The following is a 16698-nucleotide window of genomic DNA, read 5'->3' as shown; positions in this document are numbered from 1 at the left end:
CGAGAAAAGCCCATCCCATATTTTAGGACCGCTAGAACGTTCCGCCGCCGCCTCCGCCGACGCCGCCGCCCCCGCCGCCCGAGAAGCCACCACCGCCGCCGCCGCTCGAGCTATCGGAACTCGAAGCCAGCTCACGGATGCTCTCGTGATACACGCCATCGAACGAATCGAGCGGAGACTGGTTTCCGTAGTGATGGTAGTACCACCAGTAGCAGGGGTAATTGTCGTAGAAGCCGTCGGCCTCGCGCACCTCGGGCGGCACGGCCTCGGCAAGCTGACGCAGAACTTCCTTGGAAACGCCCAGCGCCGCACCCATCACCAGAAGTTTATTCCACAGCACCAGATCGCCGGGGACGGCTTCCTTTAGACGCGTGAAGTCCTCGAGCCAATGCTTGAGCGCCTTGCAGCGAGCCGCCACCTCGGCGCCCTCCGGCGTAAGGCGGCGGAACGTAAGGCCCACGCCAATACCCACCAGCACAATCGGCACCGAGATAACCGCGGCGACAATGTTCACCTGTGCGCCGTCGGTAAAGAAGATGGATCCCACGGGAACAAAGGCGATCAGAGTACCAAGAACCAGGCAAAACACCATTGCGACAATGCCGTCCGAGGCAACGTACTCGCTATCGGCCAGTTTGCCCTTAACGGTGCTCTGATAGTCCTTGAGCTTGTCGCCCACGGGCGTAGCGTGCTGCTTAACATAGTGTTGCAGCTCGTCAAACGTGCGCGAGCGATCGCCGTTCTCGTCGGGCTTAGCACCGGCAAAGAAAACCTTGAGCACCATGCGGTCAATGCCCTTGGCCGACCTCCAGCCCGCATCACTCACCGTCACACGATACGTCTGTTCCTCTTTTTCGCGATGGAGCAGGCCCTTCTTGCCCTTGGTCGCGATTGCCTCCTCTAACTTGATCACGCGATCGTCGGTGAGCTTCATGAGCGTAGCGATATATGCCTGATCGGGCACCTCGTTCCAGCTCATGAGGGCCGAAAGCACGGCGGGATGGTCGGCCGAGGGCACGTCGCGGAAGTATTCGTCCTGGAACAGCGGTTTGGGCTTGCGCTTGCGCAACTTGAGCACGACGATTGTGCCGGTAAAGGCCACCGCCGCGACAACGCTAACCACGGCAAGTGCATTGGCGATCATGCGGGCGTGAGCGCGGCGGGCGTTGGCCTCCTCGGCCCACGCCTTCTCCTCGCTCAGAATTGTCGACATGCGTTCCTTGCCCGAGGCGGCGAGCTGCGGCACCCAATCGCCGGGGAAGGCGATGCGCGCCTCGGCGAATTCGCCCTGATGCACGCAGGGTATGGTATAGGTGACCATGGGCTCGTCCGCGTCGAGCGACACGTCGCCCGTGAGCGGACCGTGGCCCCATGCACGGAAGTTATCGCCCTTGACGGCCGCCGTTCCGGCAGCGGCATTTGCGAAGTAAACTTCCATCTCGACGTCATCGGAGTCCGCAGACCAGCCGTCGCCCACAAACTTCCAGTAGAGCTCGGCGGTATCGGACCAGTTCATAACCGCACCGGTCATGGTGTAGCTCACGTAATAGATCGCGCTGTCGCCGCTCTCGTGGGGGCTGAACACCTTGATCTTTACGCCGCCGTCTGACTGCTCAACCGTATAGACGCCGTTGTCGCCTTTGTTTGCATAGTCAACCCTGCTAAACGCGGCATCATCTTCCTCGACGCTCAGCACATCGACACCCGCCGTACTACCCTGCTGGTTGGTGCCCGTATTGATATCCCAATACACGCCGTTGATGTCGTCGTCGAAATCAAACTGGCGTCCCTCGACAACGGTCAGCGACCCATCGGCCTCAACCGTGGCACCGATATAGGTTTGGGTCATGGAATACCCGTCGGCACGTGCAACGGCGGGCAACAGCAGCAGCACGCACGCGACGAGTGCGCAAATGGAAGCAAATCGCGCAAACGGGCAGCGCTGCCGACAAGCATTGGCAACGGGGGCGTTCATAGGCACATCCTTTGTCTGTAAAACCAACAGCGCCATTGTCCCACGTTTGCGGGTACACATGACGAACATCTAGGCGACCGGAGCGCCAAACGGGATGAAAGTCATGCCTGCCGCCAGCAGCTAATCATTGGGTAGTCATTGGGGACGTTCTTAAATGACTAGTCATGAGGGACACCCTTGGCATGGCCCGCGCCAGCAATAGATGCCACTTCACAGCTCCGTCACAGGTGTAGCAGCTTTGTGTGGGCGCGGCACGCGCTGATTGAGCCGCCAGCCGAGGGGCATAAAGCAGTTGAGCGAAACCGGTTTGCCCCTTTGCCGTTCGCTCGAGGATCATGTCCCCCTTTTCCGCGGAAACCCCGGCAGTTGCGAAGAGCTGCCGGGGTTTCTGTTGTCTAAGGTACTGAGTTGATCGACAGGAATCAAAGCACCGAGCCTGCGGCCCACCATACGCAATGCGGGGCCTCGACAACTTGCGGACCACAGTGACGCCTCCCCATCGCGCCCCGCGCTATACTCGTCCGCATGGATATCAACGCACGCAACATAGCAACGCCCGCCGCGAACGCACCAACAACGCCGCCCGCCTCCGTTCCTGTACCTGTCGTAGGCCGTTTTGCCCCGTCGCCCTCGGGCCGCATGCACCTGGGCAACGTGTTCAGCTGCCTGTGCTCGTGGCTTTCGGCCCGCAGCCAAGGCGGCAGCATCGTGTTGCGCATCGAGGACCTGGACGATCGCTGCAAGCGCCCGGAACTTGCCGCTCAATTGATTGACGACCTGGCCTGGCTAGGGCTTGAGTGGGACGAAGGGCCCTACTACCAGCACGATCGTCTGGACCTGTACGAGAGCGCCTTGCGCCGGCTGAATGACGTCGACCTCACCTATCCCTGCTTTTGTACGCGTGCCGAGCTCCACGCCGCGAGCGCGCCGCATGCCAGCGACGGCACGCCCATCTACCGCGGCGCCTGCCGAGGCCTTTCTGCCGAGGAGGTTGCCCGCCGCAGTGCCCTGCGCGCTCCCGCCACGCGCCTGCGCGTGCCCGCCGTCGACGACCTCGCCGGCGACGTGATCGAATTCGTTGACCGCACGTACGGAGCCCAATGCGAGGCACTCGCCACCGAGTGCGGCGACTTTTTGGTGCGCCGCAGCGACGGCGTTTTTGCCTACCAGCTAGCCGTGGTGGTCGACGACGCTGCCATGGGCGTCACCGAGGTCGTGCGCGGATGCGATCTGCTGGGCTCTACGCCCCGCCAAATCTATCTGCAGCATCTGCTGGGACTTCCCACGCCGCACTACGCGCACATTCCGCTGCTCGTGTCGCCAGACGGCCGCCGCCTTTCCAAGCGCGACCGCGATCTGGACCTGGGCGAGCTACGCGCACGCTTTGGCACGCCCGAGGCACTGCTGGGATGGCTCGCCGGGCAAACGGGCATCGCGCCGGACACCACGCCGCGCTCTGCCGAGCAGCTGGTCGAGCACTTTAGCTGGAATGTCATCCGCGCGCACCGCAAGAACATCGCTGTAACGGACGAGTAGCCAAATACCTCGCCCCTACGCAACGTCCCAGGGCTGGAGTTCGTCGCCCAAGCGAACGATGCAGTCGTAGAGCACGGTATGGCGCTCGGCAGGGTTGGCATCCCGATGAAAATGCCTAGTACCAACGCTTGTAGTCCAAGCGGTCTTCCAGCTCATCGAAAAATGCCGTAAGCCGATCAACGGCGGGGTAATTCCAGCCAGGCCCCGGATAGAGCGTGGGCGAAAGCATGCGCGTAGAGCAGGTGTGGGTGACCACGTAGTCAACCTTCCAGCCCACGCTGTCGAGCTTTGTCCGCGCCTCCTCAAAGTTGCGCTCGTCCGGCAGCTCCTGTGGCCACCAGCTGGAATAGGGAATGCGGTATTCCTTATCCACGCTCGTGGCGCCGGCCATGGTAAAGATCGTTGAGCCGTCGAGCTCAAAAACCTCGCCGCGCGTCAGGCGCCGTATGGGAGAGGTATCCGACAGGCGTTGCGTTAGCCCACCGTGCCACAGCTCCATGGGACGCTCCGCCCAGTGATCGAAACGCTCGTGATTGCCGTCGACGAACAGCACGGTATAGGGACGCGATTCCAGCCAGGCGATATCGATGCATTCCTCGGCAGAGAAATCCCACGGAAAGCCAAAGTCGCCCGCGACAATCAGATGGTCGTCGCTCGTCAGACTATCCCCAAGATCCCAGTCGCGCAGCTTTTGCATGTCGAGGCCGCCGTGAATATCGCCCGTCACATAGACCGTCATCGGATTACCACTTCCCTGTAAGTCGCTAGACCGCATTCTGCACGATCACTAAGCCAACCGTTCCAGCCCTTCCATCCCTTAGGGCTTATCCCTCGTTCTTCCATCCAAACGGATCAAGCACCCAAAAAATCAGATCGAGCACGCCGCCGGTCATCATAGCGCCGGCAAGGGCCATGCAAACGCGCAGAGAACCGGCACTTCGGAGCACGTCGAATGGTCCCAGAACAGCCAACAGCGCGACCGCTGCGCCGACCACGCACAGCGCGAGGCACGGCCCCGCGTCCTTGACGCACTTCTTTGCGAGATGCTTGGTGTTGTCACTCATCAATATCGAACTCCTTAGAGGGCAGTTGTTTGGGTACATGCCGCCGCGGCAGAGCAGGGCGGCAGGATAAGTGTCACATGCCGTGCGGACATCAATGGAGAAACCGCCTGCTCGACCAACCCTTAACGCCGTTTTGCACCGGCACCCCATCCCCCGCTATCGAGGTCTAATACTTTTCCGCGAAGTGAACGTCTGTTTTAGGACCCCTGAAGCATCCACATTTTTCGTCGTCAAAATCGCAGGATTCCAGCACCGAAACCCCAGGAAACGGCACCTCTAAAGTGTCGATGCTTCGGGGGTCCGATTTAGCTCGTTCACTTCTCGGAAAAGTATTAGACCTCGTCGGCAGCAGTCTAAAAGGCGAGTCGTTTCTCCCCCGCGCAACCCAATAGAAACATTCCGCTCCTCCCTCACACCACCCAAAAACTCATCCAACATTAATCTTGGCTCAAGAATCGCTTAATCTATAACCTGCACTATAAAGTTCGACCAAGGGCGGGGCGGCGCCGCGCAACGCAGATCGCGAACGCAACGCTCGCGCCCGGGCAGATCGCCCGACGTCGCGCCCATCGAACGAAAGGACAGGTCATGGACGACCTCGAAAAAGTTGAAACCATCCGCACCAAGTGCAACGTGAGCTACACCGATGCCAAGGCCGCGCTCGACGCCACCGACGGCAACGTTCTGGATGCCATCATTTGGCTTGAGTCGCAGGGCAAGACCCAGACCACGTCGGCGCATGCCGCCACCGAGGCCGCGCCAGTCGATGAGCCCTCGGCCGAAATGGTCGCCGCGCAGGCCGCCTACGAAAAGTCGAGCGAAAAGACCGACTTCTCCAAGAAGATGGACAGCGTGTGGGAGTACCTCAAAAAGCTCTTCCGTCTGAGCCTGGACACCAAGTTTATCGCCACGCGCCGCGACGCCATCATCCTCAACATTCCCATTCTGATCCCCATCGTCGCCCTGTTTGCCTGGGGCGCCACGATATGGCTCATGCTGATTGGTCTGTTCTTTGGCATGCGCTACCGCATCGACAGCGACGGCGACGTGCCCGGCAGCATCAACAACCTTATGAATCACGCCGCCGACGCCGCGGACGACATCAAGCAAAATCTGAACGACGACAAGTAATCGCAGACGGGGGCACGCATGGCACGGATCCTGATCGTAGAGGACGAGGAGAAAATCGCCCGCTTTGTGACGCTCGAGCTGGAGCACGAGGGCTACCAGGTGGAGCACGCCGCCGACGGCCGCACCGCCGTGGACTTGGCGCTGGAGCGCGACTACGATCTGATTCTGCTCGATGTGCTGTTGCCGCAGCTCAACGGCATGGAGGTCCTGCGGCGCGTCCGCAAGCACAAGGATGTGCCGGTGATTATGGTCACCGCGCGCGATACTGTGATGGACAAGGTGGCCGGGCTCGATGCCGGTGCCGACGATTACCTGACCAAGCCGTTTGCGATTGAGGAGCTGTTCGCACGGATTCGCGTGGCGCTGAAGCGCGCGGAGGCCGTGCGGGCGGCTTCGGGCGTTGGCGGCGCCGGCGCTGGGGCGGGCATGGCGGGCGGCGCGGGCGGCGACGCCGCTGCGGTACCCCCGGTCAGCGAGTCGACCAAGGCTTCCGTCGCGCCCTCCCCCGCCGCGCTCACCGTGGGCTCGGTCGTGCTCGACCCCGACCGCCGCGAAGTCACGGTCGGCGGCTCGCCCATCGCGCTCACGGCCCGCGAGTTCGACGTTCTCGCCCTGCTTATGGCACATGCCGAAACCGTGCTCACACGCGAGCGCATCGCGCACGAGGCGCTGGGCTACGAATACGTGGGCGACACCAACAACGTCGACGTGCACATCGCGCACCTGCGTGCCAAGATCGAGGACGCCGGCGGCGCCCGCATCATCCAGACCGTACGCGGGGTGGGCTATGCCTGCCGTGCGTAACGCCGAGGCCAAGCGTGTCACCTCCATCGCCCGCGCCATCAACTGGAGCTATATATGGCGCCGCCTGATGAGCTACGTCTGGCTCGATCTGCTGCTGATGGTGATTGCGGCGGCGATCCTCGTCTATGGATACAACCAGACGCTGCCCGACGGCGCGTTTACCGCAGGATGGATCCCCGGCGCCGCCGTTCACGGCATGTCGCTGAAGCCCGCGCGCGACTGGGACCTGACAACGCTCACCTATACCGTCGAACTTGCGCGTACCACCAAGACCTTCCCCCTCGCGCAGGACCTCGTCACGCTATGGCCTCTCTACCTTGTCGTTGTGGGTTGGCAGGTCATCAGCGTGCTCAACATGCTCGGCGGCGCGAGGCACGTGCGTCGCACCATGGCACCGCTCAACGACTTGGCCCTGCGCGTGGACGAACTCGGCCGCACGCAACTCTCCGGCGGCAAGATGGAAACACTGGAGCAGGCCATCGAGCGCGCGAGTGTCGACTCGCCAAGCGTCACCACCGGCGACGCCGACCTGGCAAGCATCGAGGTCGCGCTCAACCGGCTGCTGCGCCAGATGCAAGAGGCCAAGCTGCAGCAGATGCGCTTTGTCAACGATGCAAGCCACGAGCTGCGCACGCCCATCGCGGTGATTCAGGGCTACGTAAACATGCTCGACCGCTGGGGCAAAGACGACCCGGACGTGCTGGCGGAATCCATCGCGTCCCTCAAGGCCGAAAGCGAGCATATGCAGGAGCTCGTGGAGCAGCTGCTGTTTTTGGCACGCGGCGATGCCGGGCGCACGGTCCTGCGGCGTGCGCATACCAACCTGGCCGCACTAGTCGGCGAGGTGTGCGAGGAGTCGCAGATGATCGACGCCGCGCACACGTATCGGCTGGCTTTTGACGCTGCATTTGCCAACGATCCGCGCTGCGACGCACCTGTCGACGTGGCGCTTGTGAAGCAGGCTCTGCGCGTGATCGTGCAGAACGCCGCCAAGTATTCGAACGCGGGAACGACCGTCACGTTTGCCATAACTCCCGATACGGGCACGGGCACGATCGACATAAGTGTTGAGGACGAAGGTATCGGTATGAACCAGGAGTCCGCAGCTCACGCGTTTGAACGGTTCTACCGCGCCGACAACGCACGCGATGCCGGCGCGCAGGGCTCGGGCCTGGGGCTTGCCATTGCTAAGTGGATTGTCGATAGCCATGGCGGCGCCATTGGCGTGACCTCGGTCGAGGGCGTCGGTAGCCGCTTTACGATTCGCCTGCCACGGTAGGAAGCCCCCTCGTGAATCGAGGTCTAATACTTTTCCAGAGAAGTGAACGAGCGTATTTGGACCCCTGAAGCATCCACATTTTTCGACGGGAAAGTCGCAGGATTCCAGCATCAAAACCGCAGGAAACGGTACCCTCAAAGTGTCGATCCTTCGGGGGTCCAATTCTGCTCGTTCACTTCTCGGGAAAAGTATTAGACCCCGATTTCATGTCCCCTCAAAAGGTCGCCCCCTCGGCATAAAAAAGGGATAGGTCCATGCGGCCCTATCCCTTTTTTCGTTATAGCAGCTTGCGCGCTACTCGCGACACAGGTGCACGGCGAAGCCGGCGAACTCGCGCTTAAAGTACACAAGCTTGGTGCCGCCGTCGGGCAGCAGCACGCGCGACTCCTCGTTGACCTCGAGCCCGTGCTCGGCAAACCACTTCTCGGCAGCATCGATGTCGTTGACGGCAAAGCCTATGTGGCCCTTGGCGCCACGACCGTTCTGCTTCATGATCTCGACCAGCGAGTCATTAAAGTACGAAATCGGGGTCTCGCTGACGGGCAGGCCCATCATCGTCGAGAACAGCTCCGCGATCTCCAGAGCGTCTGCCGGGTCGGTGGCGTTAATGCCCACATGGGCAACGCGCATGCCAAAGAGCTCGACCGGGTTGGCGTTCTGCTCGTTCATACAGGCAGCGTCTACTGAGCCATGACGTCGAGAACGGCCTTCTCGGCAGCGACGCGGTTCATGCCGGTCATAAAGGGCACGCCGCTCACGTACGGGCAGGTGAGGCCCTCGGGGGCAACGGTGGTGGCGATCAGCAGGTCGGCGCCCTCGTCGCAAGCGTCTTTGGCCTCGGAAATGGCGCACTGCACGATCTCATACTTGCCGGCGTAACCGTTGGCGTCGAGCATGGTGGCGACCTTCTGGGCAACGAGCGTGGAAGTAGCAGCGCCAGCACCGCAAGCCAAAACGATCTTCTTCATAGGTAATGTCTCCCTTCATGGTTTACTTTAGGTAAGTGTACCGCAGCGAGCGATGGCGCTCGGCCTCGATGCACTTTTGTGCCAGTTTGCTTGCACGCTGCGTATAATACATCTAGTAGGTTTTGTCATACCGCTTGTTTTACGAGCGACCGAGGAGCTCAATATGCCCGATTCCCGCACACTCTGGACCGTCGTCGTTGTCATCTGTATCGCCGTGTCGCTGCTCTTTAGCATCAAAAAACGCACCACGTTTAAACGCCTGCAGCGGCTCATGGCCGCCAAACAGTGGGACGAGTTCGATCGTTTGCTCGACGGCAAACTCACCAGCATGCTGTACCCGCGCTACAACCGCGACTACCTGCGCCTGAACTCCTATCTGCTGCGCGAGGACCACGAGCGCGCCGACGAGATGTTTGACCTGCTGCTGGGGCTCAACCTGCCCAAGATGCAGCGCGTCGATCTGGTGATCAAGGCCTTTAACTACTACGTTGGCCAGGAGGACCGCAAAAAGTCCAAGGAGCTGCTGCACGAGATCAAGGGCTTTGAGGGTGGCCAAGCCGAGGCAGTCGCGCACGAATGCCAGCTGATGTACGACACGATGATCCTCAAGCGCCACAACGACATTCCCGAGCTGGAGCGCATGCTCGAGGATGTCGGCAACGACCCGGTCAAGCGCTGCCGACTGGAGTACCTGCTGGCCCTGCAGTACCAAAACAAGGGCGACGAGGCAAAGTTCCAAGAGTTCCTCGAAAAGTCGGGCCAACACTCGATGGCCGTCAACGCGTAACGGACGGCTTGTGCTAGACTTCTAGTCTTACGGGGGCGTGGCGGAATTGGCATACGCAGGAGACTTAAAATCTCTCGCCGCAAGGATTGTGGGTTCGAGTCCCACCGCCCCTACCACGTATTGTTTACGAGCCCGTGTCCCTTTGGAATGCGGGCTCGTTTCTTTTGGACACCGTCAAGCCTCTAAGTTGCGGTGGAATAGTTCCTGTTTTGGCAGTTTATCAGCCCATTTAGGAACTATTTCACCGCAACTTATGAGGGGATAGTTAAAGGACGCTGAGGCTGGGGGTCCAGGCGATGGTGGGGGTCGCGCCGTCGAGAACCTCGTTGATGGTGGCGGCCATTCCGGCGAGCAGGCTGTTCTCGCTTACAGTGAGCGCGTCGTAGCCGCCGGCTCGCATGAGCTCGCGAATCACCACAGCACCAGCCAGGATCACGCCCGCACGCTTGGGTTGCACGCCTGGCAACGCGGCGATGCCCGCGACATCCAGCGAGGACATGCGCTCGATAGCGGCCGAAACCTGGTCCAGCGAAAGCTCGCGCAGGTGCACAAAACTCGAATCATACGGCTCCAGCTCGTGAACGAGCGCAACGAGCGTGGTGACGGTGCCACCCACCGCGACCAGGCGCTCGGCTCGCTCAAAGTCGACCGGCAAGCTCTTAAAGTAGCCCGCAAACTGCTCGTTTGCCCACGCGCCAGCGGCGGCAAGCTCGCTGCCCGTTGGCGGCAGCGCCGAGAAAAACCGCTCCGTCACGCGGCGACAACCGATGTCCAGCGAGCGCGTTCCCTCCAGCGCAAAGATCCCACGCTCCGGCGCATAGACGCCCGTCGCGAGCTCCGTGGATCCGCCACCCGAATCGGCAACAATGATGCGCTCGCCGGCAAAGTCGTGCGCCACGCCAAAAAACGTCAGGCGCGCCTCGACCTCGCCCGGAATCACCTGCGGCTCGAGCCCCAGCTCGCGCAGGCCGTCCAGCAGCAGCGCGGCATTGGACGCATCGCGCGCGGCGCTCGTGCACGTGGTGCAGATGCACGCGGCCCCAAAGGCACGGGCCTCGTCCACAAACATTCGGCACGCAGCGAGCACGCGCCCAACGGCCGCCTCGCAAAAGCGCCCCGTTGCGTCCACGCCCTCGCCCAAGTCGGTAATCTCGGTATGCTTGGACGATTCCACGATCGCCCCGTCCTCGACCTGGGCCAGCACCAGTCGCGACGACACCGTTCCCAGGTCAATCGCCGCCACCTTATATCGTTTGCAATTCGTCATTGCGGCCCCCCTCCGGGCGCTACTCGCCATTGGACACGACTGCCTGGCCCTCGACGCCGTTAAATCCAAACAGCATGTCGAGCGTCTGGATGTACCACGGCGCGTCCTTGCCGACCTCTTCGATTTCCTTGGCAACTTCGCTGGCCTTCTTGGCGTTCGACGACTTCTGGCTCGACGAGGTATCGGAATCGTCGTCCAGGCCCTGCACTTCAATCCTCTTCTCGCCGGGCATCACCAGACCCAGGTCCTCGGTCGCCGCGTCCTTAATGCCCTCCTCCGAGAGCAGCTTGTCGACGCTTTTTTGCAGGTCGTCATTATATTGCTCGCGAATCTCGACCTGCTTGGCCAAGATGTCGCTCGAGCGTTTTGCCACATACAGGTCGCGCACCGGGAAGTACAGGCTCACGAGCGCCAGGGCGACGACAATGCCAACAAACAGCCCTCGCTGGGGACCGTGGGTAAAATCATAGATTGCCTTGACCACCGCGTTATCGTTGGCGTAGTGCATAAAGTCCGAGCCCGAAAGACGGCTTGAGGGACGGCGCGGCTTGTCGGACGCCTGGGTCGAAGGGCGCGACGCATGCTTGGAACGCGATGGGCGCACCGGACTGTCCGAGGAACTATTTGGCTGAGCATTAGGATGCGAAGTCGCCGGCGAGCTATACCTGGAGCGATCAGCGCCAGCATAACCAGACCCGCCAAGCTGCACCGAATGCGCACGGCGAGGTGACGGTTCGCGCGAACCGGCGGAATAGTGCCTGTTGTCGTAAAACTGATCCATGTGCGCCTTGTGCGGTTGAGGTTTGTTTGCGCTAAGTCCTTTAGTTATAGCACGCGGGCGGACCAGCCGGACGAGCCGTAGGACAAATCCATTACTCGAGCGCGCGTGGTCGCCAACGGGCAAGTCGACGGGGCGCCGCCCTTACGCCCCGCCGACCAACACCGTGTCCTACTCCTCTGCCTTTGCGGCATCCCACAGGTCGTTGAGCCCGTGGGTCGAAAGCTCGGCAAGATCAACATGGGCATCGGCCGCCATCTGCTCCATTGCGGCCCAACGGCGGCGGAACTTTGCCGTGCTGGCACGAAGGGCGCTCTCGGCGTCGATGCCCTCCTTGCGCGCAACGTTGACCAGGGCAAAGAGCAGGTCGCCAAACTCCATCTCGCGCTCGGGCGAGCCGGGTTCCTCGGCCTCAAACTCGGCACGTTCCTCGGCGACCTCGTCCCACACGTCCTGGACCGTATCCCACTCAAAGCCCACGGCAGCCGCCTTGCGCGACACCTTCTGAGCCTGCATCAGCGCCGGCAGATGCGTGGGCACGCCGTCGAGCAGGCCCTCGGGCGCAGCCTCGCCCGCCGCCACGGCCTGGTCCTTGGCGGCCTTCTCGGCAAGTTTGACCTCGTCCCAAATCTTGAGCACCTCGTCGGAGTTGTCGACATCCACATTGCCAAACACGTGCGGATGGCGGCGAATGAGCTTGGCGTCGATATCGCGCGCCACGTCGGCCAGCGTAAACTCGCCGGCGTCCGCCGCAATCTGCGCATGCAGCACGACTTGCATGAGCACATCGCCCAGCTCCTCGCGAAGATGGGCCGCGTCATCCGCCTCGATGCAGTCGAGCGCCTCGTAGGCCTCCTCGATCATGTTCTTGCCAATGCTCTGGTGCGTCTGCTCGCGGTCCCACGGGCAGCCGTCGGGCTGACGCAGGCGCCAGATAGTCTGTACCAGATGTTGTAACTCGGCCGATGCATCGACCAGCGTGGACAGGTCGCGCGAACCTTCGGCATTTTGCTGAGCCATGTGCTCGGCCATGGTTAGTCCTCCTCCATGATCACATGGCGGAACGCGCCGCCCTCGTAGATACCATAGCTGTGCGTGCCGTCCTTGGGGATGCTCACGCTACCGGGATTGAAGAGCCACAGACCCGGGTGCGCGGTGCTTTCCTCGTTGACCTTGACGTGCGTGTGGCCGTAGACGAGCGCGGAGCCCTCGGGCAGCGCGGGCGCGTGGTCGACGCTGTTGTGCATGCCGGCGCCAAAGACGTGGCCGTGCGTCAGGAACAGCTCGCGGCCGACCTCGTCGAACAGTGTGGCGTAGTCGGCCATGACGGGAAAGTCGAGAACCATCTGGTCGACCTCGGCGTCGCAGTTACCGCGCACCGCGATAATGCGGTCGGCCAGGGCGTTGAGCAACGGAATCACGCGCTTGGGAGCATAGTCGCGCGGCAGGTCGTTGCGCGGACCGTGATAAAGCAGGTCGCCCAGCAGGACGATGCGGTCGGGCTGCTCGGCTTCGATGGCGGCGCGGAGGCGCTCGGTCCAATATGCCGAGCCGTGGATGTCAGACGCGATGAGGTATTTCATGGAGGTCCTTTCGGGGTGGGGTTGACGTGGCCGAGCGCGGAATGTCGCCACCAGCCGCGTTATTCAAATCGCAGTGCCGCGCTCTGGGCCGCCTGCATCACGCGTTGGAGCGGCACATTGTGCTCACGGGCAAGGCGGGCGCAGTCTTCGTACTCGGGCGCCGCGCGCTCACTGCCGTCGGGCAAGGTGGCCACCTTGACGGACACCTCGCCCCACGGCGTCGTTACGCGCTCAAAGTAGCGCGGCAGGCAAACGCGCTCCATAACCTGGCGGCGGATGCCATTGGTCGTGGTTTCCAAAAAGATGATCATCTGCAGGCGCTCGATATCCTCGTGGGTGCAGATTACCTGCAACTGCCAGCCAGGGCGGCCTTTCTTGCAATAGAGGGGCAGCCAGTGCACCTCGCGCGCGCCGGCCTCGCGCAGGCGGTCGGCGGCGTAGGCGAGCACCTCGGGCGACGCGTCGTCGATGTCGCACTCCAGCTTGACGATGGTTTCGGGCGCATCGGTCTCGCAGGACAGCGGAGATGTAGTTCCACGTTGCATACGGTCCGGCTCCTTTCCGCACGGGCTCGTTTTATTCACCCAAACGCTAGCACATCGCGAGCGGCGCAAGTGTGGCGGCGCGCGATGAGCGCGATTTTCCTTGTCCGTAAGAAACCGTCACTCCACCGCCTCGGCCAAACATGTACATCAGCCTCCAAACATGTCATTTTTTGTCAGTTTTGGAGGCTGAGGTACATGATTCGAAGCAAGGCCGATGTCGCGAGCCCGCCCTTATGCGCCGCCCGTCCTTTCCAGTCGATTTCGGCCCCCGGCGCGTACATCGCACTGGGGGCCGCGCCGTTACAATGGAGCAGATTCGCTTGACGTAAAGGAGCCACCATGCCTGCCTGCCCGCTGGTCGATTGCCATACTCACACCTCGTTTTCGGACGGACACGCCTCGTTTGAAGACAACGTCCGCGCCGCTGCTGCAGCCGGTTGCCGCACCATGGTCTCGACCGATCACCTTACCCTGCCTGCCAGTATGGATGCCACCTGCGAGGTGCAGGTTGTCGAGGGCGACCTGCCGACGCATCGTCTGGCTTTTGAGGATGCCCGCAAGCTTGCCGCGCAGATTGCGCCGGAGCTCGAGCTTGTCTATGGCTTTGAGTGCGATTGGTACGAAGGCTGCGAGCCTTTGGTTGAGCGCTGGTCCCGGGGCGCCGTCGTACGCCTGGGCAGCGTGCATTGGATTGGTAACCCGGGCAATATCATGGCAGGCGCTGCGGGCGCGACGGGGACAGAGGGCGTCGCACGCCCCGATACGCCTGACTCACGCTGCGGCTGGATCGACGACGACATCAACCTGCACGTTTGGGAAAACCTGGGCGTGCGCGGCGTGTGGGAGTGCTATGTCGATGACTGGTGCCGCGCCTGCGAAAGCTCGCTCAACTTTGATGTGATGGCTCACCCCGACCTGGTCATGCGCTTTTCGAAGGAAGGCTTTGCGCCCGACTTTGACCCCGCGCCGTTTTGGCGGCAGATGGCCGAGTGTGCGCACGATACGGACCGCCGCGTTGAGGTCTCGACCGCCGCACCGCGCAAGGGGCTCGACGACTACTATCCCGCGACCGGCCTTTTGCGCTGCTTTGCCCATGCCGAGGCGCCCATTACCTTTGGCTCGGATGCGCACCGCGCCTGTGATATTTGCTGGAATATCCGCGAGGCCCAAGCCCATGCCTACGACTGCGGCTACCGAACCTTCGACATCCCCCACCCCACCGGCGAATGGGAGTCCACACCCCTCGCCTAGCCATCCCTTCATAAGTTGCGGTGAAATAGCTCCTGTTTATAGCCCTAAGACCGTCAAACAAGAACTATTCCACCGCAACTTCTATGGTCATCGGGGACGTTCTTTAACGACTAGTGGCGGCGGGCGTTGAGTTCGCCGGCCAGCTCGTCGAGGGTAATGCCGTAGCGCTCAAGCGTCACGAGCAGGTGGTAGACCAGGTCGCCAGCCTCGTAGCGAATGTGATCGTGGTCGTTATCCTTGCAGGCCATGATCACCTCACTCGCCTCCTCGGCAAGCTTCTTGAGCAGCTCGTCCTCCACATCGGTCAGCAGTCGAGCGGTATAGCTTTCCTGCGGCGACGCATCGCGACGACCGTGAATCACCTCGGCCAGTCCCGTTAGCGTCTCGCCGATATTTCCATCCTGAACATTTGCGGTACGCACACCCATGGTTCAATCCTTTCTGGTCGGCCAAGCGCCTGGTCGAGCGCCCGCCCTACGCGAGTTTCTTAAAGAAGCAGGTACGGTTGCCGGTATGGCAGGCCGGACCCGGCGAGTCAACCTTGACCAGCAGCGTATCGCTATCGCAGTCGGCCCAGAGTTCGCGAACCTCCTGCATGTTGCCGCTCGTCGCGCCCTTGTTCCAGAGCTCCTGGCGACTGCGGCTCCAAAACCACGTGGTGCCGGTCTTGAGCGTCAGCCCCACCGACTCCTCGTTCATCCAGGCAACCATGAGCACCTCGCCGGTGTCATACTGCTGAACCACACAAGGAATCAGCCCGCGGGCGTCGTACGCAAGCTTTGAAGGATCGGTTATCTCTTCCATTTCTCTCCCCAAATTCAAACTTCGCAGGTCGGCGAGGGTTGTCCAGGTGCCCGAGATTCCGAGCGACAAGCCCGACGACGCGTACTTAAGTACGCGAGGAGGGTTGGAGCCGGAAGGTCGGGTGCCTGGGCAAGCCGCAGCGCTAGAAGTCCAACCTGACAGGGATGCCTTGAGAGGCCATATACTCCTTCACCTGGCGAATGCTGAAGGTTCCAAAGTGAAAGACGCTCGCCGCCAGCACGGCGTCGGCCTCGCCCTCGATCACGCCCTCGGCAAAATGCTCGAGCGTGCCCACGCCGCCGCTCGCGATGACGGGGATTGGCACCGCGCGGGCTACGGCGCGGGTGAGCGCCAAATCAAAACCGGCCTTGGTGCCGTCGCGGTCCATGCTGGTGAGCAAGATCTCGCCGGCGCCGCGACGAGCCGCCTCCTCGGCCCACGCCACCGCGTCGATGCCCGTGGCGTTGCGACCGCCCGCCGTGAAGACTTCCCACTTGTCGGCACTGGGTGCGCCGGGCAAACCGACGCGCTTGGCATCGATCGCCACGACCACGGCCTGGCTGCCAAACGCCGCGGCAGCTTGGCTAATCAGCGACGGATCGCGCACGGCCGCCGAGTTGAGCGACACCTTGTCGGCACCGGCGGCAACCATGGTGCGCATGCCCGCCAGGTCGCGAAAGCCGCCGCCCACGGTATAGGGAATGGCGAGCTCCTCGGCCGCATGCGCCGCCATCTCGATGGTCGTCGCACGGTTGTCGCTCGTCGCGGTAATGTCCAGGAAGACGACCTCGTCCGCACCCTCGCGGTCGTAGGCACGCGCCAGTTCCACCGGATCGCCCGCATCGCGCAAGCTCACAAAGTTAACCCCCTTGACCACGCGGCCGTCCTTGACGTCCAGACAGGGAATTACGCGCTTGGTAAGCATG

Annotated in this window: 19 protein-coding genes and 1 tRNA gene; 7 read left to right on the top strand and 13 right to left on the bottom strand. The window is 62.0% G+C overall.

All coding sequences use genetic code 11. From position 1 onward, the window contains the following. Window positions 1-31: 31 nt before the first annotated feature. Window positions 32-1975, bottom strand: a complete 1944-nt coding sequence (locus ACTQV4_RS02890) for a DUF2207 family protein (RefSeq protein ID WP_441560911.1) — start codon at window positions 1973-1975, stop codon at window positions 32-34. Window positions 1976-2500: 525 nt separating this feature from the next. Here ACTQV4_RS02890 and gluQRS point away from each other — a divergent pair. Continuing rightward, window positions 2501-3511 carry a tRNA glutamyl-Q(34) synthetase GluQRS gene (gluQRS, locus tag ACTQV4_RS02885; RefSeq protein ID WP_441560913.1) on the top strand — a complete coding sequence of 337 codons (1011 nt, stop codon included), beginning with the start codon at window positions 2501-2503 and terminating at the stop codon, window positions 3509-3511. 115 nt (window positions 3512-3626) lie between these two features. Here gluQRS and ACTQV4_RS02880 read toward each other — a convergent pair whose 3' ends face one another. Together ACTQV4_RS02880 and ACTQV4_RS02875 are read right to left on the bottom strand one after the other, a co-directional pair. Then, on the bottom strand, window positions 3627-4250 hold the full coding sequence (locus ACTQV4_RS02880; protein ID WP_441569250.1) for a metallophosphoesterase: 624 nt from the start codon (window positions 4248-4250) through the stop codon (window positions 3627-3629). Between the two features lie 85 nt (window positions 4251-4335). Beyond that, window positions 4336-4575, bottom strand: a complete 240-nt coding sequence (locus ACTQV4_RS02875) for a hypothetical protein (protein WP_427748078.1) — start codon at window positions 4573-4575, stop codon at window positions 4336-4338. 588 nt (window positions 4576-5163) lie between these two features. Here ACTQV4_RS02875 and ACTQV4_RS02870 point away from each other — a divergent pair. From ACTQV4_RS02870 to ACTQV4_RS02860, 3 genes are read left to right on the top strand one after another with little or no spacing between them, the layout of a single operon-like run. Beyond that, window positions 5164-5706 carry a DUF4342 domain-containing protein gene (locus ACTQV4_RS02870; protein ID WP_441560917.1) on the top strand — a complete coding sequence of 181 codons (543 nt, stop codon included), beginning with the start codon at window positions 5164-5166 and terminating at the stop codon, window positions 5704-5706. Window positions 5707-5724: 18 nt separating this feature from the next. Then, window positions 5725-6510: a response regulator transcription factor gene (locus tag ACTQV4_RS02865; RefSeq protein ID WP_441569249.1), complete on the top strand. Its 786-nt coding sequence runs from the start codon at window positions 5725-5727 to the stop codon at window positions 6508-6510. After that, window positions 6494-7789, top strand: coding sequence for a sensor histidine kinase (locus ACTQV4_RS02860; RefSeq protein ID WP_441560731.1), 1296 nt, complete (start codon window positions 6494-6496; stop codon window positions 7787-7789). Before ACTQV4_RS02865 ends, ACTQV4_RS02860 begins: the two co-directional genes overlap by 17 nt. A 294-nt stretch (window positions 7790-8083) precedes the next feature. Here the strand turns inward: ACTQV4_RS02860 and ACTQV4_RS02855 are convergent, their stop codons facing one another. Continuing rightward, window positions 8084-8458 carry a VOC family protein gene (locus ACTQV4_RS02855; protein ID WP_427718886.1) on the bottom strand — a complete coding sequence of 125 codons (375 nt, stop codon included), beginning with the start codon at window positions 8456-8458 and terminating at the stop codon, window positions 8084-8086. Window positions 8459-8469: 11 nt separating this feature from the next. Next, a complete protein-coding gene (locus ACTQV4_RS02850; protein WP_055252380.1) occupies window positions 8470-8757 on the bottom strand; it encodes a PTS sugar transporter subunit IIB in 288 nt (95 codons plus the stop codon). Between the two features lie 163 nt (window positions 8758-8920). On the opposite strand from ACTQV4_RS02850, the gene ACTQV4_RS02845 reads away from it, so the two are divergent. Next, window positions 8921-9544 carry a hypothetical protein gene (locus ACTQV4_RS02845; protein ID WP_427718884.1) on the top strand — a complete coding sequence of 208 codons (624 nt, stop codon included), beginning with the start codon at window positions 8921-8923 and terminating at the stop codon, window positions 9542-9544. A gap of 31 nt (window positions 9545-9575) precedes the next feature. Then, window positions 9576-9660, top strand: a tRNA-Leu gene (locus ACTQV4_RS02840). Between the two features lie 149 nt (window positions 9661-9809). On the opposite strand, the gene ACTQV4_RS02835 is transcribed toward ACTQV4_RS02840, so the two are convergent. The 5 genes from ACTQV4_RS02835 to larC form a co-directional block, all read right to left on the bottom strand. Continuing rightward, window positions 9810-10811, bottom strand: a complete 1002-nt coding sequence (locus ACTQV4_RS02835; protein WP_441540191.1) for a Ppx/GppA phosphatase family protein — start codon at window positions 10809-10811, stop codon at window positions 9810-9812. Between the two features lie 19 nt (window positions 10812-10830). After that, complete coding sequence (locus ACTQV4_RS02830; protein ID WP_441540190.1) at window positions 10831-11592, bottom strand: hypothetical protein; 762 nt, start codon at window positions 11590-11592, stop codon at window positions 10831-10833. 168 nt (window positions 11593-11760) lie between these two features. After that, window positions 11761-12621, bottom strand: coding sequence for a nucleoside triphosphate pyrophosphohydrolase (gene mazG / locus ACTQV4_RS02825; protein WP_441560733.1), 861 nt, complete (start codon window positions 12619-12621; stop codon window positions 11761-11763). A 2-nt stretch (window positions 12622-12623) separates the two neighbouring features. Next, a complete protein-coding gene (gene yfcE / locus ACTQV4_RS02820) occupies window positions 12624-13172 on the bottom strand; it encodes a phosphodiesterase (protein WP_427718874.1) in 549 nt (182 codons plus the stop codon). Between the two features lie 59 nt (window positions 13173-13231). After that, window positions 13232-13717, bottom strand: a complete 486-nt coding sequence (gene larC, locus ACTQV4_RS02815) for a nickel insertion protein (protein WP_441569248.1) — start codon at window positions 13715-13717, stop codon at window positions 13232-13234. Between the two features lie 339 nt (window positions 13718-14056). On the opposite strand from larC, the gene ACTQV4_RS02810 reads away from it, so the two are divergent. Next, the gene (locus tag ACTQV4_RS02810) at window positions 14057-14968 is read left to right on the top strand and encodes a PHP domain-containing protein (protein ID WP_441569247.1); all 912 of its coding nucleotides are present in this window, start codon (window positions 14057-14059) and stop codon (window positions 14966-14968) included. A gap of 110 nt (window positions 14969-15078) precedes the next feature. Here the strand turns inward: ACTQV4_RS02810 and hisE are convergent, their stop codons facing one another. From hisE to hisF, 3 genes are all read right to left on the bottom strand, one after another. Next, the gene (gene hisE, locus ACTQV4_RS02805; RefSeq protein ID WP_006235893.1) at window positions 15079-15396 is read right to left on the bottom strand and encodes a phosphoribosyl-ATP diphosphatase; all 318 of its coding nucleotides are present in this window, start codon (window positions 15394-15396) and stop codon (window positions 15079-15081) included. Between the two features lie 46 nt (window positions 15397-15442). Continuing rightward, complete coding sequence (gene hisI / locus ACTQV4_RS02800; protein ID WP_154515095.1) at window positions 15443-15772, bottom strand: phosphoribosyl-AMP cyclohydrolase; 330 nt, start codon at window positions 15770-15772, stop codon at window positions 15443-15445. Window positions 15773-15914: 142 nt separating this feature from the next. Further along, window positions 15915-16697, bottom strand: coding sequence for an imidazole glycerol phosphate synthase subunit HisF (gene hisF, locus ACTQV4_RS02795; RefSeq protein ID WP_441564713.1), 783 nt, complete (start codon window positions 16695-16697; stop codon window positions 15915-15917). Between the last annotated feature and the right edge of the window lies 1 nt (window position 16698).

The organism is Collinsella sp. LCP19S3_B11 (genome assembly GCF_052121915.1).
Classification (GTDB): domain Bacteria; phylum Actinomycetota; class Coriobacteriia; order Coriobacteriales; family Coriobacteriaceae; genus Collinsella.
The sequence above is the reverse complement of the archived record's forward strand: the minus strand, read 5'-3'. Positions and strand labels throughout refer to the sequence as shown.

Excerpts from the sequence above, each read along its gene's own strand:
- ACTQV4_RS02890 (WP_441560911.1), bottom strand. The coding sequence starts at position 1,975 with ATGAACGCCCCCGTTGCCAATGCTTGTCGGCAGCGCTGCCCGTTTGCG.
- gluQRS (WP_441560913.1), top strand. The coding sequence starts at position 2,501 with ATGGATATCAACGCACGCAACATAGCAACGCCCGCCGCGAACGCACCA.
- ACTQV4_RS02880 (WP_441569250.1), bottom strand. The coding sequence starts at position 4,250 with ATGACGGTCTATGTGACGGGCGATATTCACGGCGGCCTCGACATGCAA.
- ACTQV4_RS02875 (WP_427748078.1), bottom strand. The coding sequence starts at position 4,575 with ATGAGTGACAACACCAAGCATCTCGCAAAGAAGTGCGTCAAGGACGCG.
- ACTQV4_RS02870 (WP_441560917.1), top strand. The coding sequence starts at position 5,164 with ATGGACGACCTCGAAAAAGTTGAAACCATCCGCACCAAGTGCAACGTG.
- ACTQV4_RS02865 (WP_441569249.1), top strand. The coding sequence starts at position 5,725 with ATGGCACGGATCCTGATCGTAGAGGACGAGGAGAAAATCGCCCGCTTT.
- ACTQV4_RS02860 (WP_441560731.1), top strand. The coding sequence starts at position 6,494 with ATGCCTGCCGTGCGTAACGCCGAGGCCAAGCGTGTCACCTCCATCGCC.
- ACTQV4_RS02855 (WP_427718886.1), bottom strand. The coding sequence starts at position 8,458 with ATGAACGAGCAGAACGCCAACCCGGTCGAGCTCTTTGGCATGCGCGTT.
- ACTQV4_RS02850 (WP_055252380.1), bottom strand. The coding sequence starts at position 8,757 with ATGAAGAAGATCGTTTTGGCTTGCGGTGCTGGCGCTGCTACTTCCACG.
- ACTQV4_RS02845 (WP_427718884.1), top strand. The coding sequence starts at position 8,921 with ATGCCCGATTCCCGCACACTCTGGACCGTCGTCGTTGTCATCTGTATC.
- ACTQV4_RS02835 (WP_441540191.1), bottom strand. The coding sequence starts at position 10,811 with ATGACGAATTGCAAACGATATAAGGTGGCGGCGATTGACCTGGGAACG.
- ACTQV4_RS02830 (WP_441540190.1), bottom strand. The coding sequence starts at position 11,592 with ATGGATCAGTTTTACGACAACAGGCACTATTCCGCCGGTTCGCGCGAA.
- mazG (WP_441560733.1), bottom strand. The coding sequence starts at position 12,621 with ATGGCCGAGCACATGGCTCAGCAAAATGCCGAAGGTTCGCGCGACCTG.
- yfcE (WP_427718874.1), bottom strand. The coding sequence starts at position 13,172 with ATGAAATACCTCATCGCGTCTGACATCCACGGCTCGGCATATTGGACC.
- larC (WP_441569248.1), bottom strand. The coding sequence starts at position 13,717 with ATGCAACGTGGAACTACATCTCCGCTGTCCTGCGAGACCGATGCGCCC.
- ACTQV4_RS02810 (WP_441569247.1), top strand. The coding sequence starts at position 14,057 with ATGCCTGCCTGCCCGCTGGTCGATTGCCATACTCACACCTCGTTTTCG.
- hisE (WP_006235893.1), bottom strand. The coding sequence starts at position 15,396 with ATGGGTGTGCGTACCGCAAATGTTCAGGATGGAAATATCGGCGAGACG.
- hisI (WP_154515095.1), bottom strand. The coding sequence starts at position 15,772 with ATGGAAGAGATAACCGATCCTTCAAAGCTTGCGTACGACGCCCGCGGG.
- hisF (WP_441564713.1), bottom strand. The coding sequence starts at position 16,697 with ATGCTTACCAAGCGCGTAATTCCCTGTCTGGACGTCAAGGACGGCCGC.